This is a genomic window from Lysinibacillus zambalensis, assembly GCF_040183165.1.
Classification (GTDB): Bacteria; Bacillota; Bacilli; order Bacillales_A; family Planococcaceae; genus Lysinibacillus; species Lysinibacillus zambalensis.
Genome location: NZ_JBEGDG010000004.1, coordinates 12,939 through 38,465, shown reverse-complemented (window position 1 = coordinate 38,465; position 25,527 = coordinate 12,939). Strand labels below are relative to the sequence as shown.

The 25,527-nt window shown below is 37.8% G+C and carries 22 protein-coding genes, 1 riboswitch and 1 other annotated feature (1 of these 24 cut by a window edge); of the genes, 9 read left to right on the top strand and 13 right to left on the bottom strand.

Annotated features, from left to right (window positions below):
- Positions 1-135 (bottom strand) — a binding site (T-box leader); it reaches 77 nt to the left of the window's first position.
- A 131-nt stretch (positions 136-266) separates the two neighbouring features.
- The 4 genes from dhaK to ABNX05_RS07355 form a co-directional block, all read right to left on the bottom strand.
- Positions 267-2,018 (bottom strand): dihydroxyacetone kinase subunit DhaK, encoded by a 1,752-nt coding sequence (dhaK, locus tag ABNX05_RS07370; RefSeq protein WP_349659132.1) that lies wholly within the window; start codon positions 2,016-2,018, stop codon positions 267-269.
- A 398-nt stretch (positions 2,019-2,416) separates the two neighbouring features.
- Positions 2,417-4,141 (bottom strand): SulP family inorganic anion transporter, encoded by a 1,725-nt coding sequence (locus ABNX05_RS07365; protein ID WP_349659131.1) that lies wholly within the window; start codon positions 4,139-4,141, stop codon positions 2,417-2,419.
- A gap of 56 nt (positions 4,142-4,197) precedes the next feature.
- Positions 4,198-4,569 (bottom strand): ArsR/SmtB family transcription factor, encoded by a 372-nt coding sequence (locus ABNX05_RS07360; protein WP_349659130.1) that lies wholly within the window; start codon positions 4,567-4,569, stop codon positions 4,198-4,200.
- Between the two features lie 142 nt (positions 4,570-4,711).
- Positions 4,712-5,890 carry an MDR family MFS transporter gene (locus ABNX05_RS07355; RefSeq protein WP_349659129.1) on the bottom strand — a complete coding sequence of 393 codons (1,179 nt, stop codon included), beginning with the start codon at positions 5,888-5,890 and terminating at the stop codon, positions 4,712-4,714.
- A 261-nt stretch (positions 5,891-6,151) separates the two neighbouring features.
- Between ABNX05_RS07355 and mnmL the strand changes: the two genes are divergently transcribed.
- Complete coding sequence (mnmL, locus tag ABNX05_RS07350) at positions 6,152-7,108, top strand: tRNA modification radical SAM protein MnmL/YtqA (RefSeq protein ID WP_079561670.1); 957 nt, start codon at positions 6,152-6,154, stop codon at positions 7,106-7,108.
- Entirely contained in the window at positions 7,105-7,683 is a 579-nt protein-coding gene (gene mnmM, locus ABNX05_RS07345; RefSeq protein WP_349659128.1) for a tRNA 5-(aminomethyl)-2-thiouridylate-methyltransferase MnmM, read from the top strand. Before mnmL ends, mnmM begins: the two co-directional genes overlap by 4 nt.
- Positions 7,684-8,235: 552 nt before the next feature.
- Here mnmM and ABNX05_RS07340 read toward each other — a convergent pair.
- Together ABNX05_RS07340 and ABNX05_RS07335 are read right to left on the bottom strand one after the other, a co-directional pair.
- Entirely contained in the window at positions 8,236-9,744 is a 1,509-nt protein-coding gene (locus tag ABNX05_RS07340) for an alanine/glycine:cation symporter family protein (RefSeq protein WP_349659127.1), read from the bottom strand.
- Between the two features lie 126 nt (positions 9,745-9,870).
- A complete protein-coding gene (locus ABNX05_RS07335; RefSeq protein ID WP_349659126.1) occupies positions 9,871-10,677 on the bottom strand; it encodes an alpha/beta hydrolase in 807 nt (268 codons plus the stop codon).
- A 136-nt stretch (positions 10,678-10,813) separates the two neighbouring features.
- Between ABNX05_RS07335 and ABNX05_RS07330 the strand changes: the two genes are divergently transcribed.
- Positions 10,814-11,335: a gamma carbonic anhydrase gene (locus ABNX05_RS07330; protein ID WP_349659125.1), complete on the top strand. Its 522-nt coding sequence runs from the start codon at positions 10,814-10,816 to the stop codon at positions 11,333-11,335.
- Between the two features lie 430 nt (positions 11,336-11,765).
- Here the strand turns inward: ABNX05_RS07330 and metK are convergent, their stop codons facing one another.
- Positions 11,766-12,962: a methionine adenosyltransferase gene (gene metK / locus ABNX05_RS07325; RefSeq protein ID WP_349659124.1), complete on the bottom strand. Its 1,197-nt coding sequence runs from the start codon at positions 12,960-12,962 to the stop codon at positions 11,766-11,768.
- Between the two features lie 334 nt (positions 12,963-13,296).
- Positions 13,297-13,414: riboswitch (SAM riboswitch) on the bottom strand.
- Positions 13,415-14,215: 801 nt separating this feature from the next.
- Here metK and pckA point away from each other — a divergent pair.
- Positions 14,216-15,802 carry a phosphoenolpyruvate carboxykinase (ATP) gene (gene pckA / locus ABNX05_RS07320; RefSeq protein WP_349659123.1) on the top strand — a complete coding sequence of 529 codons (1,587 nt, stop codon included), beginning with the start codon at positions 14,216-14,218 and terminating at the stop codon, positions 15,800-15,802.
- 681 nt (positions 15,803-16,483) lie between these two features.
- Positions 16,484-17,440 carry an alpha/beta hydrolase gene (locus ABNX05_RS07315; protein ID WP_349659122.1) on the top strand — a complete coding sequence of 319 codons (957 nt, stop codon included), beginning with the start codon at positions 16,484-16,486 and terminating at the stop codon, positions 17,438-17,440.
- A 148-nt stretch (positions 17,441-17,588) separates the two neighbouring features.
- On the opposite strand, the gene ABNX05_RS07310 is transcribed toward ABNX05_RS07315, so the two are convergent.
- From ABNX05_RS07310 to ABNX05_RS07300, 3 genes are all read right to left on the bottom strand, one after another.
- A complete protein-coding gene (locus ABNX05_RS07310) occupies positions 17,589-18,365 on the bottom strand; it encodes an alpha/beta hydrolase family protein (protein WP_432760131.1) in 777 nt (258 codons plus the stop codon).
- Positions 18,349-18,813 carry an NUDIX hydrolase gene (locus ABNX05_RS07305; protein ID WP_349659120.1) on the bottom strand — a complete coding sequence of 155 codons (465 nt, stop codon included), beginning with the start codon at positions 18,811-18,813 and terminating at the stop codon, positions 18,349-18,351. The genes ABNX05_RS07310 and ABNX05_RS07305 overlap by 17 nt, the downstream gene beginning before the upstream one ends.
- A 338-nt stretch (positions 18,814-19,151) precedes the next feature.
- Positions 19,152-19,469, bottom strand: a complete 318-nt coding sequence (locus tag ABNX05_RS07300; protein WP_197140191.1) for a transposase — start codon at positions 19,467-19,469, stop codon at positions 19,152-19,154.
- 138 nt (positions 19,470-19,607) lie between these two features.
- On the opposite strand from ABNX05_RS07300, the gene ytzI reads away from it, so the two are divergent.
- The 4 genes from ytzI to ABNX05_RS07280 all read left to right on the top strand — a co-directional run bounded on the left by ytzI (position 19,608) and on the right by ABNX05_RS07280 (position 21,338).
- Positions 19,608-19,754 (top strand): YtzI protein, encoded by a 147-nt coding sequence (gene ytzI, locus ABNX05_RS07295; protein WP_349659119.1) that lies wholly within the window; start codon positions 19,608-19,610, stop codon positions 19,752-19,754.
- Positions 19,755-19,824: 70 nt separating this feature from the next.
- On the top strand, positions 19,825-19,986 hold the full coding sequence (locus tag ABNX05_RS07290; protein WP_197140193.1) for a hypothetical protein: 162 nt from the start codon (positions 19,825-19,827) through the stop codon (positions 19,984-19,986).
- On the top strand, positions 19,983-20,216 hold the full coding sequence (gene yidD / locus ABNX05_RS07285; RefSeq protein ID WP_053485074.1) for a membrane protein insertion efficiency factor YidD: 234 nt from the start codon (positions 19,983-19,985) through the stop codon (positions 20,214-20,216). The genes ABNX05_RS07290 and yidD overlap by 4 nt, the downstream gene beginning before the upstream one ends.
- A 108-nt stretch (positions 20,217-20,324) precedes the next feature.
- Positions 20,325-21,338, top strand: coding sequence for a metal ABC transporter solute-binding protein, Zn/Mn family (locus ABNX05_RS07280; RefSeq protein WP_349659118.1), 1,014 nt, complete (start codon positions 20,325-20,327; stop codon positions 21,336-21,338).
- Here the strand turns inward: ABNX05_RS07280 and ABNX05_RS07275 are convergent.
- The 3 genes from ABNX05_RS07275 to menB all read right to left on the bottom strand — a co-directional run bounded on the left by ABNX05_RS07275 (position 21,302) and on the right by menB (position 25,505).
- A complete protein-coding gene (locus ABNX05_RS07275; protein WP_349659117.1) occupies positions 21,302-22,507 on the bottom strand; it encodes a transglutaminase domain-containing protein in 1,206 nt (401 codons plus the stop codon). The genes ABNX05_RS07280 and ABNX05_RS07275 overlap by 37 nt on opposite strands.
- Positions 22,508-23,100: 593 nt before the next feature.
- Positions 23,101-24,525: an o-succinylbenzoate--CoA ligase gene (locus ABNX05_RS07270; RefSeq protein WP_349659116.1), complete on the bottom strand. Its 1,425-nt coding sequence runs from the start codon at positions 24,523-24,525 to the stop codon at positions 23,101-23,103.
- A gap of 161 nt (positions 24,526-24,686) precedes the next feature.
- On the bottom strand, positions 24,687-25,505 hold the full coding sequence (gene menB, locus ABNX05_RS07265; protein WP_053485078.1) for a 1,4-dihydroxy-2-naphthoyl-CoA synthase: 819 nt from the start codon (positions 25,503-25,505) through the stop codon (positions 24,687-24,689).
- Positions 25,506-25,527: the final 22 nt, after the last annotated feature.

Here is a 25,527-nt window from a genome sequence, read left to right as displayed (position 1 = left end):
CGGAAGGAACGGCACGAGTTGTTTCACTCGGGCAGACTCAGAAGGCGAGTTCAATTTGCTTTCCTACTAGCTCCCACCAACCGCTAGCTCTCTAAAAAGAAACACAAATTTACTATTCCTCATCATTGTCTTACATGTATTGCATTTATTCTAATGGAAAGTACTGAAAAGCACAAGACTTTGTTTACATACTAACCATTTTTGAACAAATTAAATCCCTAAGAAGGTAACAATATTCGAAATAAGTTGTATCCATAGTGCTCGCTTTATTTTAAACTACAAGAAAGCTCCGTAAAGATAACTCCTAGCGCATAAGCACCGGCATCCGGATAACCTAGACTTCTTTCACCAACTGTTCCAGCGCGACCCATTCGAGCTACGATTTCCTTTGTATATTCCGCTCCTTTAACAGCAGCCTCTGCCCCTTTCTCAAAAGCTGTTTTAAAGTCCGCACCAGTTGCAGCGCTTTCTGACCAGGAATTCACACAAGGTACAAGCGCATCTACAAGCGTTTTATCGCCTACCTCCGCCCCTCTTCCGAAAGAACGCTCACCGACAGATTGGATACCTTTCAGCGTAGCTTGTAACATTTCAGCAAACTCTCCGACAGTTAATTCCATTTTTCCCTCCACTGCTTTACTAGCAGCTCGGAAAGCCCCGCCCCAAATTGGACCAGAAGCTCCTCCACAATGTTCCATAATGATCATGGAACAACCATCAAGGAAAGTCCCAATACTTAAATGTTCATGATTTAGAATCGAGCTCCATCCTCGTTTTAATTCCTTAAAACCTTTTGCGACACTCATTCCGAAATCGCCGTCACCTGCATGGGTATCCAATTCGCAGAAAGGCACTTCGTTCTTAATAATAATCTCACTCATTTTATCTACAAGATAAATCATATTATTTAATGTGATTACCTCGTTTTTAATGATAGCGTGTTCTTCTTCTGTTTCCGTCTCAAAGAATACCTCTTTCTCTTCTACGTTATCATTAATATCTACATATTCTACACGTTCAACTGGTCCATCTACCTTAAATGCAGGTGTATTACATTCTTTCGATAATAATGTATTCAGTTCATTATCTAGTTTCATTACTGTAAGAGAGATCCCAGCCATATCAATACTTGTCATGTAATTGCCGACAAACGTTCTATTGATTCGTATATTTCTTTTACTCAGCTCTCTAGTAACCGCATTATTAAACAGATAAAGTTCTTGAAGTGGTGTACCACCAAATCCATTTACTAGAACAGCAATTTCAGCATCTTTATCTAATCCTAAATCTTTCATAAGGTCATTTGTCATACGTAAAGCTAATTCATCTGCAGCCATTATTTTTTCTCTTTTTCTTCCTGGCTCTCCATGAATACCGACACCATATTCCATCTCGTCTTCACCCAATTTGAAAGTAGGTGATCCACTAACAGGAACCGTACAGGAAGTTAGTGCCAGACCAATTGTTCGAACATTTGCCGCTGCTTTTTCCGCTACAGCTTTAACCTGCATCAAATCCATACCTTCTTCTGCAGCTGCACCAGCAATTTTATGTACTAACACAACTCCTGCAACGCCGCGGCGTCCTACTGTATAAAGGCTATCTTCTACTGCAATATCATCTTCTACGCGAACGTACTCTACTTGAATGCCATCCTCCATGGCTAAGTGGGCGCCATTTTTAAAATTCATTATATCTCCGCTGTAATTTTTAATTATGAGCAGTGTACCTTTTTGGCTGGCTGTTGCTTTAATTGCTTGATATACCTGTATTTGTGAAGGAGAGGCAAACACATCACCACATACCGCAGCATCTAGCATTCCTTTTCCTACTAACCCTGCATGCGCTGGTTCATGTCCACTACCGCCACCGCTAATTAAAGTTACCTTATTTGCATTCATTGCTTTTTTCTTAATTATTTTATATTTTTTTAACAGCTCAAGTTCCGGGTGAGCCATAACTATCCCATTGCACATTTCCATAACAAGTGATTCAGGTTGATTCATAATTTTTTTCATCTTAATCCTCCCCTATAAGTTTTGTCACATTTTACGGAGCCTATTTGTAGACATACTTCTATAATTATTCAAAGAAGATTCCCGCTATGATACCCCTCGAAATATATTTAAAAACGAATTCTAATTTGCTATGTAAAATGAAAGTTTTGTCTAAATATACTCGTACTCGGCATAATTGCGTTCCTTTATTGCGGGATAAAGTGAAACTTTAATCGATGGGGTATTTTCTGCACCCCATCGATTATTAGTCTTCACCAATCGGGCAATTAGGGGCAGTTCATCTATTCTTACTGCCCTTTATTGCGGGATACAGTGAAACTTTATCAGTGGGGTATTTTCTGTACCCCACTGATCATTAGTCTTCACCAATCGGGCAATTAGGGGCAGTTCATCTATTCTTACTGCCCTTTATTGCGGGATAGCTCCTGACATTCACGGAAAGCGAAATGCTTACAGCCAATACATTTATTTGTATCTAAATAGCTTAAAGCTTTATTAATCGCTTCTCCTGTATGCGGATAGAAATTATCTTCACCAATTTCATCATATAAGCCATTGTGCTGTAGTGCCTTTTTTAATTCGTCTTGTACTCCTGTAACTAAAATAGTGCCACCCTGTGCTTTAAAATTCCGAATGACATTACTAAAATACGACTCACCTGTTGCATCCATAAAAGGTACTTTACCCATGCGTAATACTAAAACTTTTTGTTCGTGCTGAATAGAACTTACAATTGCCTGCTCAAAGGTTTGAGCTGCGCCAAAGAAAAGAGGACCCTCAACTGTATAAATACTAATTTGTGGACAGTCTCGTTTTTGATGAACAACATGTGATTGTACCTTTCCACTCTCTTTCGAATGATCCGGTAAAACCTTTGTTACGACAAGCTTTTCGCTCATACGCTTTGCAAATAATACGACCGCTAGTACAAGCCCCACCTCTACAGCTAATGTTAAACTTGTAAAAACAGTAAGAAGGAACGTAATGATTAAAACGAGGGAATCTCCTGATTTTAATTTAACAATATGTGCAAAATGCTTTTGCTCACTCATATTCCAAGCAACAACCATTAAAACTGGAGCCATACTAGCTAATGGAATATGTGAAGCAAAAGGCGCAAGTAATAATAAAGTGACTAATACAAATACACCGTGAATAATACCTGATATTGGTGATACTCCACCTGTTTTAATATTTGTCGCAGTACGAGCAATAGCGCCTGTCGCAGGGATCCCTCCAAAGAAAGGAGTGACGATATTAGCAATCCCTTGACCAACAAGTTCTCGGTTACTATTATGCTTTGTATTTGTCATTCCATCCGCTACCACAGCAGATAAAAGTGATTCAATTCCACCAAGCATCGCAATCACAAAAGCTGGTCCAATAAGTAGCTGAATACGCTCCCATGTGATATCTGGAACTGCGAAATTTGGTAGTGTATTAGGAATTTGACCATAGGCTGTTGCTATTGTGGCAACTTGTCCAGAAAAAAAGAATGTTGCCACTAGTGTAGAAACAACAATTCCCGCTAACGCTCCTGGAACTTTAGGTAATACTTTCGGTGTTATTAAAATAATGATAAGACTTATGATCGCCGTTAAAACACTATAAAAGTTTGTCGTACCAATATGCATAACAATTTCTTTTACATTGTCAATAAAATACTCATGTCGTTTAATATTTGTTAAACCTAGGAAATTAGCAATTTGACCTGTAAAAATAATAACGGCTATTCCTGCTGTAAATCCAATTGTCACGGGTCGGGGAATAAATTTTATTAATGAGCCTAGTTTAAAAATACCCATTAAGCACAAAATAATCCCGGCCATTAATCCAGCGATTAGTAAGTTTTCATAGCCATACGAAATGACTATCCCTAATAAAATTGGCACAAAGGCACCTGTAGGTCCCCCTATTTGGAACTTCGAACCACCAAAAAGAGAAATAAGTATGCCAGCAATAAAAGCTGTATATATTCCATACTCAGGCTTAACACCTGATGCAATGGCAAAGGACATTGCCAGTGGTATTGCTACAATCCCGACAATTGTCCCTGAGATTAAATCTTTCTTCAAATGATGAACAGAATATCCTTCATATCGCCCTGTAAACAGTGACTTCATCTATAAATCTTCCCTTCAAAATAATAGCAAGGTAAATGTTTCGTAAAAACTCCAGTTTACATATCCTCTTCATTATCTTCATTAATAGTCATTTCTTCTAATCTTGTAATTGTATTTATTAAGTGATTATTAAAAATTTCTTTTGCGACGCCAAGTAACTCTCCAATCATCGGATCGCTTAAAGAATAATAAACTTTTTTCCCCTCTTTCGTTCCATACACAATATTTTTGCCTCGTAATACACTTAACTGCTGAGAAACAGCTGAGCCCTCTTTTTCTAAGTAACTTTGAATTTCATTGACATTTTTCTTACCATCTACTAGTAATTCCAATATTCTAATTCGTAATGGATGTGCTAAAGCTTTAAAAAAATCTGCCTTAAATTGCTGCAAATCTTCCACATAAATCCCTCCATGAATCATATTCATATATTCAAATATTTGAATATGTATAGTTGATTGTACGCTAATATAAGCTAACTTTCAATGTCAAACATTAAAAAACGAACAAAAAACGTGTTTCCCACACAGTTTTTGCTCGTTTTGAAAATATTTTTGTTAAATTTATCTATTAATCTGTCGCAGTGCTATTCTTTCGTAAAGGATAATCATAGATAAGGCATGGAATAATCGCAAGCAATACAATTATTACTAGAATTGAAACGAGTGCAATCATACCAAACTGATCAACCATTATACCACCAAATAGAGGGCCAATCATACGACCAGTTGTTGCTGCACTATTAATAATCCCTTGATAAAAGCCCTGACGCCCTTTTGGTGCAAGTTGATTGGCGATTGTAGGTAAGGCAGGCGTATAAAACATTTCACCAAAAGTTAGCACGACCATTGCTGCTCCAAACATTTTAAAATCGCTTGCAAACGCAATGATTCCAAAGGATATCGCGATAAGGACAACGCCAAATACTAATTGACGCTTCAAATTATTTTCCCAACGTTTCACTAGCGGCGCAATTAGCGGTTGCCCTAAAACGATAAGCAGACCATTAATAGTCCAAAGTAAGCTGTACTGTTTCAATCCTAACCCTAGATCTTGTGTATAGGCAGAAATAGTCGCACTCCATTGTGAATAAGCTACCCAGCATAGTACAGAGGAAGAACTTATAATTAATAATGCAAAAAACGGTGCTTTATTTATTATTCGCTTACTTTCACTCACGACATTCTTCGGCGCAATGCTCCCCGCTTCTAATCGTTTAAAAGTAAAAAATGCTATAAAAAAGAACAAAATATACATGGCTAAGTTGACCTTAAAGACGTAGTCAAATTGATAAGCAGCAACAACACCCGCAAGTGCAGGACCAATTGCTACACCTAAATTTTGAGCTAAATAAATTGCGTTAAAAGCCTTTCGTCCACCCTCCGGCCACGCAGTACCAGCTAAAGCAAACATTCCTGGAAATACAATACCCCCACTAAAGCCGAGTATCGTTAAAATCCACACATAATGTGGCCAGCCGTGCCAAATCGTTAAAGCAATTAATGATGCAATCGTCAAAAGAATGCCAAACATTGTTGATTTATAGCCACCTATTCTATCAAATAAGTAACCACCTAAGAGATTCCCTAATACGCCAGCAGCAGAATTCAACATCAACACAAAGCCAGCCATCGCAAGCGACTTCCCTAAATAATCATGCATATAAATGGCGTTTAAAGGCCATAAAAAAGAGTTGCCCGTCGTATTCACAAGCATACCAATAATTAAAAACCAAACACTTTTTGGCATAGAATGTCCTCCATTATTTCGCTACTCTAAATAGTTAGTTTATGTTTAAACATACAAAAGCACAAGAAAAATAAATTTACTCTTTTTACATATGCTTTAGAATATTTTTTGTGTAGTTTTTTGGGGCCTCCTGATGATATATGATGGTCGATGTACTTTTCGATTGCCTCCTCTCATAGTACATCCACATATTATTAAATTCTTCCCTCATGACGGAAACACCAGCACGTGATAAAATATAGTTTTAGAGGAGTGAAATAAATGACAGAAACTAACTTTCCTTTTCCATCAGACGGGAAGAGGTATTATACATGGAATCGCTATTTACGTGAGCAATTTGGTCATAAAGTTTTTAAAGTAGCACTAGACGCAGGCTTTGACTGCCCAAACCGTGATGGTACAGTTGCCTTTGGCGGTTGTACGTTCTGTAGTGCTGCAGGTTCAGGTGATTTTGCGGGCAACAAAGTTGATCCTATCGAGGTGCAATTTGCTGAAATACGTGACAAAATGCATCAAAAATGGAAAGATGGCAAATACATGGCTTACTTCCAAGCGTATACAAATACACATGCACCGCTACCAGTATTAAAAGAAAAATTTGAAGCTGCATTAGCCCAAGAGGGGGTTGTCGGATTATCCATCGCAACACGCCCAGATTGTCTGCCAGATGATGTAGTTGAATATTTAGCTGAATTAAATGAGCGTACCTATTTATGGATTGAATTAGGACTTCAAACTGTACATGAAAAAACAGCCAATCTTATCAACCGTGCCCACGATTATGCAACATATGTGGAAGGTGTTGAAAAGTTACGAAAACATGGTATTCGTGTATGCTCACACATTATTAATGGTCTTCCTCTCGAAGACTCTGACATGATGATGGAAACTGCTCGTGAAGTCGCAAAGCTTGATGTACAAGGTATTAAAATACATTTACTGCATCTTTTAAAAGGTACTCCAATGGTTAAGCAATACGAAAAAGGAATGTTAGAATTTTTAGATCAAGATGTTTATACAAAGCTTGTTGCCGATCAACTTGAAATTCTACCACCAGATATGGTTATTCACCGTATTACAGGCGATGGACCAATTGATTTAATGATTGGCCCGATGTGGAGTGTTAATAAATGGGAAGTATTAAATGGAATTGATGCTGAGCTTGAACGCCGCGGAAGCTGGCAAGGAAAATTTTATAAAGCTGAGGATGACAAATGAAGCTACAACGAGTTTTACAATATGCCCAACAGCTAATAAAAGATACTGTTGAAGAGGGCGACACTGTAGTAGATGCCACAGCTGGAAATGGCCACGACACTTTGTTTCTAGCACAGCTTGTCGGCGATGAAGGACAAGTATACGCCTTTGATGTTCAAAAGAGCGCTGTTGATGCCACTCTCCATCGCCTTTTAGATAATGGCTTAGAGCATCGTGCACTTGTTTTACATAGAGGGCATGAAGAAGTAGTCAACTATATCCACAAACCAGTTGCAGCTGCAATTTTTAATCTTGGTTATTTGCCTGGTAGCGATCACGACATCATTACACAGCCAAATACGACGATACAAGCAATTGATGATTTGCTAAAGATGCTAAAAATAGGGGGTCTTATTGTCCTCGTCATTTATCATGGTCATCCGGGCGGGAAGGAAGAGCGAGATGCTGTGATTGACTATGTCAGTCAACTTCCCCAAAAATGTGTACATGTTTTAAAATACGAGTTTTTAAATCAACAAAATGATCCACCTTTTGTAATTGCTTTAGAAAAAATGAAAGATTATTCGTTAAGTTAGTTAGATAATTTAATATAAATTTTACATGCATGTTGATTAGGCAAATTTAGGTTTATTATTGACTGATAAAAGGGTTTTTTTGTTAATACTTTGCTAATGGATGTCCATTTTACTGATTGTAGCGGTGGGCTACTCGACTCCCGCAGGAAAGCGAGACAGACGAGACCCTGCATGGAGCGCAGCCGAGGAAGCAGCTCGACGCTTTCGCGCTGAGCAAGGCTTCCTGCGGGCGAGCGGCAGCGGCAGCAACAATTGTTTTATCTGTGCGAAAGCGTAGCGGCAGCAACAATTGTTTTATCTGTGCGAAAGCGTAGCGGCAGCAACAAAGCGAGTAACCCGCAGCGGAAATCAGAGCCATCTAAGTAATTTGAGTAGATAAAAATGTTTAATCAACACACTTGATAATTTATTTAAGGCACAATTCCGATAACTCATTGGAATCGTGCCTTTTAATTTAGAAAAGAGAATATCCCTGATAGCGCGGGAAAGACAAAACAAAAAAGCTATCTAATAGAATCTTTCAATCTATTAGACAGCTTCCTATCTTATTATCTATTTATTTTTACGTTTTTCATTATAATCAATCCAGAAATCTGCACCTTTAATTCCTAGTTTACGAGGATCAAAAACAGGATCTTTTCCTTCTTTTTTCTGTCTCTCATAGTCCTTTAATGCAACTATAGCAGGCTTCATAATAATTAAAATCGCTATAACGTTAATCCAAACCATTAGTCCTAATCCAACATCCCCCATAGCCCAAGCAAGGTCGGAAGTACGTATAGTACCGTAAAACGCAGCAATTAAAATTGCAAATTTAGCTAGCCAAATGACGACCTTCTCTGTAGTTCCTGAGAATAAATAAGCCACATTTGTTTCGGCAATGTAGTAGTATGCCATAATCGTCGTGAAAGCAAAGAAGAATAATGCGATCGCTACGAATGGTCCACCAAAGCCTGGTAATGAAGAGTCAACTGCATATTGTGTATATGCTGCCCCTTCTTTAATACTTTTCGCAAATGTTACTTGCTCATCTCCAGTTAATCCACCTTTATTGAAATCACCAACATAAACATATGAATCAGTGCCTTCTGCAGCTTTTTCATCCTGTACATTGTACATGCCAGTAAATAAAATCATAAATGCAGTAGCTGAACAAATTAATAATGTATCAATGTATACAGAAGCCGCTTGCACGATACCTTGTTTAGCAGGGTGTGATACTTCTGCTGCAGCAGCCGGATGCGCACCTGTCCCTTGCCCTGCCTCATTTGAATAAATACCACGTTTAACCCCCCATGCAATAGCGGAGCCAACAATACCACCGAAGATTTCTTGCGCACCAAATGCACTAGAAAAAATTAATGAAAATACAGCTGGTACTTCTTTAATATTCATTGCGATAATGACAATGGCCATAAGAATATATGCTAATGCCATAAACGGTACAATGACCTGTGCAGCATTGGCAATCCATTTTACCCCACCGATAATAATAGTACCTAATAATACAACAATAATAAGTCCTGTAATCCAAGTGTCAACAGAGAAAGCGTTTTCAACAGCTGTCGCAATTGCATTTGATTGAACACCCGGCATCAACACTAACATGGCAGCTAATGCAGCAACAGCGAAAATGACAGCAAACCATTTTTGCCCCATTCCCTTTTCTATGTAAAAAGCTGGCCCACCACGATATTCTGTATCTTTCTCTTCTTTATAAATTTGAGCTAATGTCGACTCAACATAAGCAGTTGCCGCACCGATAAAGGCGATTGCCCACATCCAAAAAACAGCACCAGGTCCCCCCATCCCGATTGCTGTAGCTGTACCGGCAATATTACCTGTCCCTACTCGACCAGATAATGCAATAGACATTGCTTGGAAAGATGAAATCCCCTTTTCCGATTTTTCGCCTTTAAACATTAAAACAAACATATCTTTAATGTGTCTTACTTGTAGGAACCTTGTAATGATTGAAAAGAAGAGCCCAATTAACAAAATGCCATAAATAAACCACGGTCCCCATAAAATCTCATTCATTTTCCCAACGATTGCTTCCATTTTACCCCTCCAATTTGAAAAATAATACTTTAGGTCATTATAGTATTACACTTTTCAGAAAATTACAACATTATATTCAAGTAACAAAAAGTTAGTAATTTTCTAGTTAATTGGAGAGGTCATTCACTACTTAATTATATAGCCAATGTTTCGAAGAGCATTATTAATAAAATCACGTATATAAACAAAAATCTCGTCACGCTCTACTTCATGAAATAGATTATGATAACTGTTTGCCCATTCTTTAAATTGAAACTCTGTAAAGTCCTGCAGATGAAGCCAATTACGAGTTTGTTTAGTTTCAGTAATATTATCTTTTTCAGCTGTCATCACTAACATAGGTCTATTAGGGAATTCTGCCTTAGGCAATAACACTAAATTGCGCATCATTTGCTGTAGTTCTCGATACCATTTCACTGAAACAATTGACGAAAAAGGAACTTCATCCTTCATCTCATCTCTACCTTCTACACTGCGCGTTAAAGATTCTATAGTAATTTCATGAGTCAGCTTCACATTTGCAGTCAGGGCACTTAAACTAGTTAAAGCATTTGATAATTTACCTGGCAGTAGCTTTAAATGAAGCCATGGTGAAGTTAAAATAATTCCTGCGCATTCATATTTTCGTTTTTGCATGGTATGTAGTAATAGTGTCGCACCAAGCCCATGTCCTATTAAAAAGACAGGTAGATTATACGAAAAAGCATTCTCGATCAAATGCCTTGTATATTTGTTGTATTCTTTAAAATCTTCATCGTGAACATTTGAAAACCCTTTATTCACTCCATGATTAGGTAAATCCCCCATGACTATGTGGAAGCCTTCCAATCTTAATTTTTCTATAAGCCATGCATACCAGCGGTGATTTTCATATGCACCATGAAGAATTGCAACCACAGCCTTTGCTTGTCCATCAGCTTCCCATTTCCACATTTCACATAGTCCTCCTAAAAAAATAATTACACAATGATTATAACGAAATATCTAGCTCATTTTAATTTAATATTTCCATCAAGTTGCGTATTTGATACGATAATATTACATCATAGAAAGAAAAGAGGCGATTCTCATGATCTATCCATTTAAAGGTAAAACACCCAATATTGATCCATCTGTATTTATTGCCGATTATGCGACCATAACTGGTGACGTTACAATAGGTGCTGAAACAACTATTTGGTTTAACACAGTTATTCGAGGGGATGTATCACCGACAATTATCGGAAAAAGAGTTAGTATTCAAGACCTCTGTTGCTTGCATCAAAGCCCTAAATATCCACTAATTATCGAAGATGAGGTAACAGTCGGACATCAAGTAACTTTACATAGCTGTACGATTCGTAAGAAAGCCTTAATAGGTATGGGCTCTATCATATTAGACGGAGCGGAGATTGGAGAGGGTGCATTTATTGGGGCGGGTAGCCTTGTTCCTCCAGGCAAAGTCATTCCTCCAAATAGCTTAGCATTAGGGCGTCCCGCAAAAGTTGTAAGAGAATTAAATGATGAAGATATAGAAGATATGGAACGCATCATACATGAATATGTAGAAAAAGGCCAATACTATAAATCTCTTCAACCAAAAAATAAATAGTTATTTCAACTAAATCAAAGCAGCTCCACGTTGCTTGGACAACCGATCCCCACGTGATTGTATATGTCGCTTATTTTTTGATCAATTATGCCTCGGCATAATTGCGTCCGGAATCGGCTTTGTGCTTAGGCCTGCGTGAAGGCCGACACGATGTCGGTCATTTCGGTAATGCCACAGGACATGTCCCTTTTACCGATGTAGGTCAGTTAGTCGTTATCGCATGAATGCGATGGTTTTAGGCTAACATCCCCTAAGCACTCTTTTCTGATTCCGTGACATCCACCGGGGGCTTTAACTTCTTTCAACGGGTGTTTAGACACCCGCTGAAAGAAGTTAAAAACAACGAAAGGGGCAATAGCATGTTAAGCCCCTTTCTGTAATAGTATCTTAAAATATTTGTCCAACTACTTTATTACTTTAGCTGAATAGTTTATAAACCTGCTTTTTCTTTTAATGCGTCTGCTTTGTCCGTTTGTTCCCAAGGTACATTTAAGTCTGTACGACCGAAGTGACCATATGCTGCAGTTTGCTTATAAATTGGGCGACGAAGGTTAAGCATTTTAATAATCCCTGCTGGGCGTAGGTCAAATAGCTCGCGTACCCATTTTACAATTTCACTTTCCGTAACTTTTCCTGTCCCGAATGTATCAACAGCAATAGATACAGGTTGAGCAACACCAATCGCATAAGCTAGTTGTACTTCAGCTCGATCTGCTAAACCAGCTGCTACGATATTTTTTGCCACATAGCGGGCTGCATATGCCGCTGAACGGTCTACCTTAGTTGCATCCTTACCAGAGAAAGCACCACCACCATGACGGGCATAGCCACCGTATGTATCAACGATGATTTTACGTCCAGTTAGACCAGCATCTCCTTTTGGACCACCAATTACGAATCGGCCAGTTGGGTTGATGAAATATTTAGTCTCGGCATCTAATAATTCACTCGGAACAACTGGAGCAATAACGAATTCTTTTAAGTCTGCTTGAATTTGCTCAAGTGTAGCTTCTTCGTCATGCTGTGTAGAAATGACAATCGTATCAACTCGCACTGGTACATTGTTTTCATCATACTCAATTGTTACTTGTGTTTTTCCATCTGGACGTAAATAACCTAGTTCACCAGATTTACGTACTTCCGTTAAACGACGAGCCAATTTATGCGCTAAACTAATTGGTAACGGCATAAGCTCTGGTGTTTCGTTACATGCATAACCGAACATTAAGCCTTGGTCACCTGCGCCAATTGCTTCAATGTCAGCGTCTGTCATAGAGCCTTCACGTGCCTCTAATGCTTGGTCAACACCTTGAGCAATATCAGGTGATTGTTCACCAATAGCAACAAGTACTGCTAGATTTTCAGCATCAAAGCCATATTTCCCACGTGTATAACCGATTTCTGCTACAGTATCACGAACGATACCTTTAATGTCTACATAAGTAGACGTAGTAATTTCTCCTGCTACTAATACTAAACCAGTAGTTACTGTTGTTTCACACGCTACACGTGCGTTTGGATCTTCTGCTAAAATAGCATCTAAAATGGCATCCGAGATTTGATCACAAATTTTGTCTGGATGTCCTTCTGTTACACTTTCTGATGTAAACAGTCGACGTTTTGTCATTTGGTTTTCCTCCAATTACTTTTACAAATAATATTTGCGAATTAATACGGTACTCATTACCCATGTCAAGCCCGCTCCTATAGATTGAACTCTAAAGCAGTTGTTGCTGTCGCTACGTTTCACTACGCTTTCGCACAAAAAAACAACTGTCGCTGTCGCTACGTTTCCGCACAAAAAACAACTACTGCTTTTAACACGAGGTTTTCGAAAGATCCGTCATTATAATAAGGAAAGGACTATATACTTACCTTTACATTCGTTTTTAACAATAAAAAAATCCTTTTCTCACGCTTACTTTACATGAGGAAAGGAATAATGACTTCGTAACCTTTCACTCTTATCGTTCAAGGGGTTTCCCTTGCATCAGATTGGCACCAGCGCATGTCGTGAAATAGTTCATGCAGGTTGCCGGGTTTCACAGGGCCTGACCCTCCACCAGCTCGGGATAAGAGTATCCGTTCAATATCTCATAATACGGAAAAGGTCGAACGTTGTCAAATATTTTTAACTTCTTTCAGCGAGTGCCCAAACACCCGCTAAAATAGGGAAACTCAGTGTAAGAACGCCACGTCCTGTAGCATTACCGAAAGCGAAAATCATGTCAGCTCTCTTGCTGTCACTGTCGCAAAGACAAAAACACATTGCTGTCACTACGTTAACACTGCGCTTTCGCAAAATAACGTCTACAGGCATAAGCACAAAACCGATTCCGACGCTTTGTTTATCTATAGCGAAAGCAAAGCGTTAGCTACAGTTATACCATTATTATGAAACTCATTTGTATTATCCTGTAAATTCAAACAAAATAATCCCTACTCTCCACCTCACATCATGTGTTAACATATGTGTAACCCTTTACAGCACATTTTGTAGTGAAAGCAAAGCGTCAGCTACGGAACATGTGGTGGATGAAAATGATTGTAGCCCTTTTCAATCGAAGACAAGCTCCAACTAATAAAAAACAAGCTGAAAACTTCACATCCTGTGCGAACCTCATATAAGCCAAAAGCTTCTAGAACACAATTTTGCTGTGTCGAAAGTGATTGACTGATCACTTATAATAAATAGGGTAAAAAGCATTATCAAAACGAATCAATTTACTTTTTGTCGTTTTCTTGAAAAGTAATAAAATCTGAAAAATAATTTCTGAATTAGTATAGATTATTTAAGCAATTGTGTTATACTATTTTTGAAATTAAGAAAATCTCCCTCAGACTCAAGGGAATACTATAAAAAAGGATGGTATTTAATCGATGAATTCAGTAGAAATTGCAAACGAACTGAAGGAATTATTAAGCGGCAGTAACATTAATGTTCAACTTTCAGTACCACAATTAGCTGAAAAAGCTACTTCTCGTGGTGAAGCTATGTTAACAGTAGATGGCGCAGTTCGTGCAGAAACTGGCAAATACACTGGTCGTTCACCTAAAGATAAATATACGGTAGAAGAAGAGAGCACAAAAGATAAAATTGACTGGGGAAAAGTTAACCGACCAATTTCTTCTGAAGTGTTCGATAACTTATATGTAAAAGTAGTAAAATATTTAAAAGAACAGGACGAATTATTCGTATTCAAAGGCTTTGCTGGTGCTGACAAAGATTCTCAATTAAGCATTCAAGTAATCAATGAATATGCTTGGCACAATCTGTTCGCTCATCAATTATTTATCCGTCCAACTAAAGAGGAATTAGCTTCTCATGTTGCTGACTTCACAGTTATCTCAGCTCCTAATTTCAAAGCAGACCCTGCCGTTGATGGCACTGCTTCTGAAACATTCATCATTGTATCACTTGAAAAGAAAATCATCCTAATCGGTGGTACTGAATACGCTGGTGAAATCAAAAAGTCTATTTTCGGTATTATGAACTACTTATTACCACAACAAGGCATCCTTTCAATGCACTGCTCAGCAAACGTTGGTGAAGCTGGTGATGTTGCATTATTCTTCGGTTTATCTGGTACTGGTAAAACTACTTTATCAGCAGATCCTGATCGTAAGCTTATCGGTGACGATGAACACGGATGGTCTGATAACGGTGTATTCAACATTGAGGGCGGTTGCTACGCAAAAACAATTAACCTTTCTGCTGAAAAAGAACCAGAAATCTACAATGCAATTCGCTTCGGTTCTGTTTTAGAAAACGTAGCTGTTGATCCAGAAACTCGTGTTTGTGACTATGATGACGGTTCATTAACAGAAAATACACGTGTAGCTTATCCAATTCAATACATTGAAAATATTGTTGATCCATCTGTTGCTGGTCACCCAAAAACAATCATCTTCTTAACAGCTGATGCATTTGGTGTATTACCTCCAATCAGTAAATTAACAAAAGAGCAAGCAATGTACCACTTCCTAAGCGGTTTCACATCTAAACTTGCTGGTACAGAACGTGGTGTAACAGAGCCAGAACCAGTATTCTCTACTTGCTTCGGTTCTCCATTCCTTCCACTTCCAGCAACAGTTTATGCTGAAATGTTAGGTCAAAAAATTGACGAGCACGGTGCACAAGTATTCTTAGTGAACACTGGTTGGACTGGTGGCGAATATGGTACTGGTAGCCGTATGAAGCTTTCTTACACTCGTACAATGGTGCGCGCTGCAATTGATGGTAAATTAACTGATGTTGAAACAATTCAAGATTCAGTATTCGGTTTAAACATCCCAACTACTATTGAGGGTGTACCAACTGAAGTGCTTAATCCTCGTGATGCATGGGCAGACAAAGCTGCTTATGATAAAAAAGCTGCTGAACTTGCTGGTTTATTCAACGAAAACTTCAAGAAATTCTCAAATGTTTCTGAAGCTATCACAAACCTTGGTGGTCCATTAAAATAATTTACTAAGCAAAGGGAACGATTTCAGTCGTTCCCTTTTTTTGTTGAAAGAGAAAATTTTTATGAAAATGAGAGAGATTTCCATACTAGGCTACTCGCTATCCTTTATATCTAGCCACTTCCACTGCCTTGCATTTTGTTGCCGCTTCCATTTCGTATTTAAAACATTAGCGTTTTAACACTTTTAATTACAGTAGCATGCCAGAAGATACACGCTGAGTGAATGGATTGATTGGAGCGGAGACTGGGCGATCAGCGATATAGAGGAACGAAGGCTAAAAGCATCACGTCCTGTGATAACGCCTTCGTGACCAACATCCTGATGTTGCTGTCGCTGCGCTTTCGCACAAACAAAACCAAAACCTGTTGCTGTCGCTGCGCTTTCGCACAAACAAAACCAAAACCTGTTGCTGTCGCTACGTTAACACTACGCTTTCGCGCAAAAAACATCTGTTGGCCCGAGACCCTGCAGCGAAGCGGCTCATCGGACGCCCCCAGTCGGAGCGGAAATCAATCCCTCATTTTTGCCGAAGAGCCACACTAAATTAATAGTAGTTCGACAACATACAAAGGGATCGATTCAAGTCATTCCCTTTTTTATTTTCCCCTATTTTAGAAAAGTCCACTTTTCATATTGGTAACTTTGTGTATAATTCATAATAGTAGTTTTAGGAGGAAATATATGAAAAGAAAGTATAAAGTGATTATTATCATTGTCAGTCTTCTATTAGTATTGTTTGTTGGTGCTGGATTTTTTGCAGGGAATTATTTTTATAATCTCGCCTTAAATCCTAATACAGATAAATCAGCTGTGCTTGATGCACCGCACAATTCAATCGCTGGTAATCCTAAGGAAGCAAAAGAAAAAGAAGAGAGTGAAAAATGGTTTAAGGAGAATTACCAGGATTCTTATGTAAAGTCTTTTGATGATTTGAAATTACATGCCTATACGCTTAAAAATACAAACGAAACAAATAAATGGGCAATTGTTTTCCATGGATATTCATCTGATGGCTCACAAATGTCAAAGTATGCTAAGCATTTTTATGATACAGGCTACAATGTTCTCATACCAGATGCAAGAGCTCATGGAAAAAGCGAGGGTGACTATATTGGGATGGGCTGGCACGATCGGCTTGATGTAGTCTCATGGATTAATAATGTTACCAATTCAGATAAAAACGCTGAAATTATTTTGTATGGTATTTCCATGGGAGGCGCTACAGTGATGATGGCCTCAGGAGAAGATCTACCTAACAATGTTAAAGCTATAATTGAGGATTGCGGTTATTCCTCAGTTTGGGATGAATTCTCCTACCAATTACAAGAAATCTTTCATTTACCGGCCTTTCCTATTATGCACTTCTCTTCAATTGTTACGAAAGTAAGAGCTGACTATACGCTTGGTGAAGCTACTACTGTCGAGCAAGTTGCCAAATCGAAAATGCCGATGTTATTTATTCATGGAAGTAATGATACATTTGTGCCATCTTATATGCTAAATGAAGTATATGAGGCTGCCAATGTACCGAAGGAGAAAATGATAGTTGAAGGTGCTGGACATGGCAGTGCAGAAAGCGTTGCTGGTGATTCGTACTGGGAAACTATTAATAACTTTTTAGTGAAATACGTAAAGTAAGTTTCCTTTTTCCAAACGTTCATGTGCCTACAGTAAAGCACCTGAACGTTTTTTGGGGCTACCTGAGCAGTTTTTCTAACAAAAAAACTCCATTTTGAAAAAGAGTTAATCAAAATGGAGTTAATTATCTAATTTTACCGAACTTCATCTATTGTCGTTTCATCCATTCACAAAGTGCATGTACTGTCTCTCTATTTTTGGCAGGCGGATACTGATGAGCGTAGCGATGATCATACCATGTCTCATATGATATATTGGCATCTTTTAAATAAAATTCTAACTGTCTAGCATGTTCAATATCTACATTTTCATCACGATAGCCATGAATAATAAGGACAGGAGCTGTCATATGCTCTACCTCAAAAAGTGGTGTTCGGGCATCATAAGCTTCTGGTACACGATTAGGTGTCCCTCCAATTACACGCTTCATCATTCGGCGCATATCTGTTCGCTCCCAATATGTAGCTGTTGCATCAGATACTCCTGCCCATGTTACAACAGATGTAATATCTCTACGTAAGATTGCAGTCCAAAGTGCCATAATACCGCCACGTGAAAAACCAAAGACATGAATATTATCATTACAGAACTGCTTTAGTACGTCTACTGCGTATACAGCGTCATAACGATCAGCTCCTGCAAACTCATCTCGACCTTCTCCACCTCGATTGCCACGGTAATATGGGGCAAAAACGATAAAGCCTTGTGCTGCAAACTGAGCGACACGCGAAGGTCTAACCATACCAATGCTTTGCATCCCTCCACGTAAATATAAAAAACCATCATATGTACCTTCTGCCTTAGGTTCCGCTAATAATCCCTTCACACGTAGACCCTGTGACATATACGTGATTTCCGTTAAACGAATAGCTGGATTGGGCGAAGGATAAGGACGTTTTTTAACGATCTTACCATTGGTCATAATGTTTCAACTCCTCCAGCATTTTCTTCATTCCTTCATCCTTCATATGAAAACTTAAATTTGGATGATTAGTAAATTCTTCATCTGTTAGCCAAGTCATCCCTGAAGTTTCTAAATCAAAATCAATGTCCTCCTGCCCCGCAAACTGTGCAGTAAAGACCGTTTTACAAAATAAATTATCATCATGAACGGCATATTCAGCAAACCATCTAAGGTTTTTTACATGAACACCAGTCTCCTCGAATACTTCCCGAACCGCTGCCTGCTCCAATGTTTCCCCAGGTTCTAGCTTTCCACCTGGAACCTCTACACCACGGCGTTTATGAATCGTACATAACCACTTATTTTCATGCTTTAATAAAACAAGTACATGCTTAGGCTTAACGTCCAATACGCCTCTTATAAAACTTAAATCCACTCGTAAACCATTTAAATCTGTAAATGAGAACATGCTCATCAACTCCTTTGTTCATGTTAAAGCCTTATTTCACACACTGAGCCCAATCAATTAATAGAGATTGGTATTCTTCGGTGTTATGGTGATAGTCTTTTATTTTCACTATAGTGTAATCATGTAGCTACAATCAACAAATAAAATTCACTACTTTTCAACTCCAATATTTACAAAGTGTAAATATCATGTCATTAAGTTTGATTTTCATGAATGAGAGTTATTAGCAACGATCTTTGAGAAAACAGCCTTTTATAATTGAAAGTACAATAAAAGTAGTTTTCACTAATTAATTCTTAAATAAAAAAGATCACTGAAGTATTCAGTGACCTTAACTTTTAAGCACGTTTGTTGAAATAAGGAAGTTGCTCCACAAATGCCTTTGTATCCGCATCCCCATATTCATGAACTAGTGCATAGATTTTTTTTAATCGTAAATCAATTTCATCATTTTCTCTATCAAGATGATATTGGATATATGGCAATTGCGCACGCCACGCATTCGCAATCTCCAACATCTGCATTTGCTGAAATATTTTTTCAAATACATCTAATGCTTGTCGGTCTACATTGAGCTCAAAATTCCACGGTCCTGCATATGGATTTGTATAATATGTTCTATTGGCAAGTGAAAAATATACACGCTGACGATCCATTTTTACAAAACACTCCTTTTACCATAGTATGGCGGTAAAAGTACTGTTTTATTCGCTGGAATGTCAAACTTCCTTCACAACTAAGTAAGTTTATCTATTTTATAATAGAAGTGATGAATCAGGAACGGAGTGAATGCCATGAGTTTAGTCACACTCTTAATTGTAGCCGCAATCATCGTTGTATTAATAACGGTCGCGACTATTATTAGTGTCAATCGTGCGTATGCTTTTAAACATACAGTTGACGAAAAACCTCAGCAAAGCTTTCATCGAGATGATGACTAGTTCAATTTGTACATTTTTTTTAGCAATTCTTTTATAATATTATTATCAAGTAGAATTTGGAGTGAACGCAATGGGAGTACCATTACCAATAATCATTATGATCGCAATGATGATGCTTATGTTTGGCGTATCTGTCATTGTCCTGTTGAAGAAAAAAAGCAATTTCTTTACACAAACTATCGATGCTAAGCCTAAGCAATCCAACGCTCAACAAGAGGACAAAAAAATATGAAATATCCCTTTATATGGCTCATTAAGTTTTACAGAAAATTTATATCACCCATGACACCGCCATCCTGTCGCTTCCATCCTACATGCTCCTCTTATGGACTTGAAGCTTTTCAAAAACACGGTGCCATTAAAGGATTCTATTTAACGATTAAACGTATATCAAAATGCCAACCATTCCATCCAGGCGGCTTTGATCCAGTACCTGAAAAATGGCCTTCGAAAAAGAATTAATTTTCGAGGGTCATTTTTTCTTGTGCTTTTTTAAGATGTACGTTATTATAGAAACTGTTCAAAAAATAAATCGTAATGATTACTATTAAAAAAGAGGTATACAATAAGATGAAAAAATTATTTTTGTTATTTTCAGTTGCAGTACTTGCCCTATTCACTGCTGCCTGTGGGGATAAATCATCAACGTCCAAACAGTCAGAGACAAAAGATAAATTAACAATTTACACGACTGTCTATCCATTAAGTTATTTTGCACAACGAATTGGTGGCGATTTTGTAGAGGTTTCTTCTATTTACCCTACCGGTGCCAATGAACACACATTTGAGCCAACACAAAAAGATATGATGAAATTAGCAGATGCTGATATATTTTTCTATATTGGCTTAGGGCTAGAGGGCTTTGTTGAGAATGCCAAAAAGACTCTAGCTAATGAAGATGTAACAATGGTGGCAACAGCAGATCAGGTTTCAGATGAAAAATTAGCTATGAGCTCAGGTCACTCACATGATGATGAAGAGGAAGCACATCACGGTCATGAAGACGGTCATGAAGACAGTCATGAAGACAGTCATGAAGATCATGATCACGGTAATGTAGATCCACATGTTTGGCTATCACCAACGATCAGTCAAGACTTAGCACTTTCCATTAAAAATACTTTAGTCGAAAAAATGCCAGAACAAAAAGCTACATTTACAGCTAACTACGAGACATTGGTAAAAGAACTACAAGATTTAGATAACGAATTCAAAGCAACGGCGGATAAAGCGCAAGAGAAAACATTCTTCGTATCACATGCAGCATTTGGCTATATTGCAGGACAATATGGCTTAAAGCAAGTACCAATAGCCGGTTTAAACTCGCAAAATGAGCCTTCTCAAAAAGAACTTACAACGATTGTTGATAAAGCAAATGAATTGCATATTCACTACATTTTATTCGAGCAAAATGTCTCTTCTAAATTAGCAGAGGTTATCCAAAAAGAAGTCGGTGCGAAATCTCTTGTCTTGCATAATTTAAGCGTTTTAACAACAGAGGATGTAAAGAAAAATGAAACTTACTTCACCCTTATGAAGAAAAATATTCAAACCTTAAATACTGCCTTAAACGAACACAAATAAATGAGTAAGGAGGTGCCCCGAAAATCGTATGGGGACACCTCCTTTATTATGACGTACTTTTCTTGTGGCATTCGTTTTTCCGTTCTATCAATACTTATTAGCCCTTTTTTCTTATACAAAGTATTTTGTATTATCTTTCGATTAGCCTTTAATTGGGCTATATTATTTTCTAAAATAATTGGTTCCCATTCATTTAGATGTACCTGAACACTCTTATCGCTTTTATTACTTTTCAAAAGCAGTGTAGATTGTTCTATTAACGGCTTTACTAGTTGTTTATTTTTACTTAAAACGGACAGCCCTTTATCAAAGGAAAACTGACTATCCATAATTGGCTTTGTAAGAACTTCAATCTTACTTGTTTTTTGTAAATCGCTATAGGCTTCGTTTGTAGCAGCTGGGAAACTCGAATAGTCCCAAGAGTGATCTTTTTCTAATTGGCGATCAGAAACTAAAAAATAATTATAACGTACCTCTCCCTTATGATCAGGCAAAGGATCATCCCAAGTAACGTCGATATGATACCATGCATTATCAAGCTTTACTAAGACCCAGGCGTGTAGTTGCTCCCCTACTTTTCCTGGTACATATTGTACCTCAAAGCCTTGCATCTCTAGCATTCGATAAAGTACTAAAGCATATGCCTGACAAACTCCCTTTTTTTCTGTAAGCAATGTGTAGGGGGAATATGGACTTCCTTCCGTTTCCTTTGAATATTCAGCAGATAGGACGATAAAATCATGTGCAGCTTGTATTTTTTGCAATTCACTTAATCCATGCATAGGTGCAATAATATTCGCCAAAGTCTGTTCTACAAACACTTCCTCTTGCTGTGAAATATGATAGGTAAACTCAAATCTAATGACAATATTATTGGTATAGCCTTCATATTTCCATTTAAAACTAGAAATATTGGCGTAAATATATGGATCTTGAATAGCATGTTTAATAAGCTCTGATAGTTCATCTTTTATTTCCGTCGTTTTACCAGTATATTGAATGTCAAATTCAGTAGTTAATTGCATGACTTGTTTTTGAATTTGATATTGTAGGGATTCTATTGAATTGGCTGTTGTTGTGTTCTTTTGTTCATAGTTTGCGAATACTTGCACATGACTCATTTGTAGAACAAATAATATAATGAAAACATTATATATATATTTTCTCATATGAGTCATTCTCCTTTACTAAATAGTTTATGCCTGTCATTTCTTATTATGTTAATGAATGATTAATTTAATCCTAAAAATTTACTAAAGATGACTCTTAAAACGAATAAAAAAAGCCTTCTTATAATAAAGGCTTCCCTTTATAGTGTTGAAAAAAACTATTATTTAGTTGAAATAAATGAAAGTATGGCTGTTCTGTAAAACGAGGGGTTGATTTCCGTTCCGGCTAGGCGCTTTCCTGGGGGCGTCCAGTCGGAACGGAAATCAAACAAAGTCACAAAGTATGTCATTCTTATAGAGTCATAAAACAAAATTATAGTAAGTGGTGTTTGATTGGCAGAAGCTTATACTATTTCCCTGATCATTTTGTTTTTTTAAACACATAAAAGAGCATCGATTCCGATGCTCTTTTAGTGTGAAAATTATTAATTTCTTTTTGTCTCAGTAATTATAGGCTCATCATATGAAATAATATCGATTATATGGTTCAAACAAGGAATTTGATAGTGAACGAACTGCTTTTCAGGATTTATATCTTCAGCAATTGTTCCTGCTTTAATAAAATCCAAATATCTTGAAAGCTTCTTTTTGTATTAGTTCATTAATTTTCTCCGAAGTAGCTTATTGGCGCCGTTTCGTGGGAGCTTGTCCGTAACAATAATCTCTTTTGGAAGTTTATATTTCGCAAGTTTCTTTTGACAAAATGCTTGTAATTGTTCTACTTGAACATGTTCTTTTAATACAACAAAGGCTATTGGTACTTGTCTCCACTTATCATCATCAATGCCGCATACTCCCGCTTCTTTTACAGCAGGATGTGTAAGTAGCACATTTTCTATTTCAGCAGGATAAATATTTTCGCCACCTGAAATAATTAAATCAGCCCGACGATCGATAACAAATAAATAACCATCTTCATCTATATATCCAATATCCCCAGTATGGAGCCAGCCATCAATCGTTGCTTCTTTTTGAGCAAAACGACCAATGTACCCTGGTGTAACATGTGGACCACGTATGCAAATTTCTCCTTCACCATTGTCATTCTGCTCAGCAATGCGAATTTGATTAAAAAATAATGGTTTTCCCGCTGAACCAATTTTTTTCATCGCATCTTCATTTGCTAATGTTGCAGTTTGTGACGAAGTTTCTGTCATACCATACGTTTGAGCTACAGCTAAATGTAATGCATGCGCTCTTTTTAAATAATCCACTGGCACAGGTCCACCACCTGCGAGCATCATTTTAAATTTCGGTGAGGCTTGTGCGTTTCTCTGTTCAAGAGTATGTAGAATCCTTTCTAATGTGACAGCGACTACCGACATATGTGTAACCTCGCCATCCATTATATTTTGCGAAATTGCTTCTGCATCAAAGTGATCATATAAATGCACTTTATTTCCGTACAACAGTGAACGCACTAAAATAGAAAAGCCACTAATATGAAAAAGTGGTACAGCACATAACCAAGTATCATCCGCATGCAAACCTATATTTAACACTGAGGCCGTTGCACTTGCCTGGTGATTTCCTACTGTTTGACAAACGCCCTTTGGAAAACCAGTCGTACCAGATGTATACATAATCGATGTTGTTTGGTTTAAAGACCATTCTTTCGTAATATCAATTGCCGTTTCTGTACTTTTTTCTATTGTAGAAAATAAATAATTAGTCGTATGTGATGGTAATTTTTCTATATCCTCATCGGCAACTAATACTGCCATAGCTTCTGAATCCTCTAGCTGGTAAGCAATTTCATCCTGTGTTAGCCTACGATTTAGCATGACCATTTCACATTGTAAATGCATACATGCGTACATCATAATAACAAGTGAAGGCTTACTCGGCCCCATTATTGCAATACGGTCGCCTTGCTTAATATCCAGTGTTGTAAGTTGACGAGCACGTTTTAAAGATAAATCATTTAACTCTTGAAATGTCCAAGTCTGCCCATTATATGTTAAACCGTTTCGTAATGGTGTTAAATACGCTCGCTGTAAAACCCAGTTCAGATACATTTCGTTATTCCTCCAATCTGCCTTATCTTGCCGTTTCATCATAGAATCCTTCAGTTGGACATGGAGTCCCGTTACTCTGCCAAGTCTATCCGACTTGCCCATTTAGATATACAAAAAGCTCGTATCTCAGTAAGATACGAGCCGTTCATCGCTTCAGATCATCAAGGGAATCTTGGGAATTGACCGAAATCTGGTTGACGTTTTTCTTTAAATGCGTCACGACCTTCTTTAGCTTCATCTGTTGTGTAATAAAGAAGAGTAGCGTCGCCAGCCATTTGTTGAAGACCTGCTAAACCGTCTGTATCTGCATTCATTGCTGCTTTTAAGAAGCGTAGAGCAGTTGGAGACATTTCTAGCATTTCTTCACACCATTGTACAGTTTCATCTTCTAATTGCTCATAAGGAACAACTGTGTTAACTAATCCCATATCAAGTGCTTGCTGTGCATCATATTGACGGCAAAGGTACCAAATTTCACGCGCCTTTTTATGACCAATAATACGTGCAAGATAGCCTGAGCCATATCCAGCATCGAATGAACCAACTTTTGGTCCAGTTTGTCCAAAACGAGCGTTGTCAGCAGCAATTGTTAAGTCACAGACAACGTGTAATACGTGTCCTCCACCAATTGCATAACCTGCTACCATCGCTACTACAGGTTTTGGAATAACACGGATTAAACGTTGTAAATCAAGGACGTTTAAGCGTGGGATTTCATCTTCACCAACATAGCCGCCATGACCGCGTACTTTTTGGTCTCCACCTGAACAGAAGGCATGTTCACCTTCACCTGTTAAAATGATAACTCCAACATTTTTGTCATCACGTGCACGTGAAAAAGCATCGATCATTTCCATTACCGTTTTTGGTCGGAACGCGTTGCGTACTTCTGGACGGTTAATCGTAATTTTTGCGATACCGTTATAGAACTCATACTTAATGTCTTCATAAGTATGTAAACTTGTCCATTGACGTGTCATTGAATTGCCTCCTAATAATTAA

Bases quoted from the DNA above. Each gene is read 5' to 3' on its own strand.
- ABNX05_RS07300 (WP_197140191.1), bottom strand. From the start codon at position 19,469: ATGGATCGTCAGCGTGTATATTTTTCACTTGCCAATAGAACATATTAT.
- ABNX05_RS07305 (WP_349659120.1), bottom strand. From the start codon at position 18,813: ATGTTCTCATTTACAGATTTAAATGGTTTACGAGTGGATTTAAGTTTT.
- ABNX05_RS07270 (WP_349659116.1), bottom strand. From the start codon at position 24,525: ATGTATCTGAACTGGGTTTTACAGCGAGCGTATTTAACACCATTACGA.
- mnmM (WP_349659128.1), top strand. From the start codon at position 7,105: ATGAAGCTACAACGAGTTTTACAATATGCCCAACAGCTAATAAAAGAT.
- ABNX05_RS07280 (WP_349659118.1), top strand. From the start codon at position 20,325: ATGAAAAAATTATTTTTGTTATTTTCAGTTGCAGTACTTGCCCTATTC.
- ytzI (WP_349659119.1), top strand. From the start codon at position 19,608: ATGAGTTTAGTCACACTCTTAATTGTAGCCGCAATCATCGTTGTATTA.
- yidD (WP_053485074.1), top strand. From the start codon at position 19,983: ATGAAATATCCCTTTATATGGCTCATTAAGTTTTACAGAAAATTTATA.
- ABNX05_RS07275 (WP_349659117.1), bottom strand. From the start codon at position 22,507: ATGAGAAAATATATATATAATGTTTTCATTATATTATTTGTTCTACAA.
- menB (WP_053485078.1), bottom strand. From the start codon at position 25,505: ATGACACGTCAATGGACAAGTTTACATACTTATGAAGACATTAAGTAT.
- ABNX05_RS07355 (WP_349659129.1), bottom strand. From the start codon at position 5,890: ATGCCAAAAAGTGTTTGGTTTTTAATTATTGGTATGCTTGTGAATACG.
- ABNX05_RS07315 (WP_349659122.1), top strand. From the start codon at position 16,484: ATGAAAAGAAAGTATAAAGTGATTATTATCATTGTCAGTCTTCTATTA.
- ABNX05_RS07290 (WP_197140193.1), top strand. From the start codon at position 19,825: ATGGGAGTACCATTACCAATAATCATTATGATCGCAATGATGATGCTT.
- pckA (WP_349659123.1), top strand. From the start codon at position 14,216: ATGAATTCAGTAGAAATTGCAAACGAACTGAAGGAATTATTAAGCGGC.
- ABNX05_RS07360 (WP_349659130.1), bottom strand. From the start codon at position 4,569: ATGAATATGATTCATGGAGGGATTTATGTGGAAGATTTGCAGCAATTT.
- ABNX05_RS07335 (WP_349659126.1), bottom strand. From the start codon at position 10,677: ATGTGGAAATGGGAAGCTGATGGACAAGCAAAGGCTGTGGTTGCAATT.
- mnmL (WP_079561670.1), top strand. From the start codon at position 6,152: ATGACAGAAACTAACTTTCCTTTTCCATCAGACGGGAAGAGGTATTAT.
- dhaK (WP_349659132.1), bottom strand. From the start codon at position 2,018: ATGAAAAAAATTATGAATCAACCTGAATCACTTGTTATGGAAATGTGC.
- ABNX05_RS07330 (WP_349659125.1), top strand. From the start codon at position 10,814: ATGATCTATCCATTTAAAGGTAAAACACCCAATATTGATCCATCTGTA.
- metK (WP_349659124.1), bottom strand. From the start codon at position 12,962: ATGACAAAACGTCGACTGTTTACATCAGAAAGTGTAACAGAAGGACAT.
- ABNX05_RS07340 (WP_349659127.1), bottom strand. From the start codon at position 9,744: ATGGAAGCAATCGTTGGGAAAATGAATGAGATTTTATGGGGACCGTGG.
- ABNX05_RS07365 (WP_349659131.1), bottom strand. From the start codon at position 4,141: ATGAAGTCACTGTTTACAGGGCGATATGAAGGATATTCTGTTCATCAT.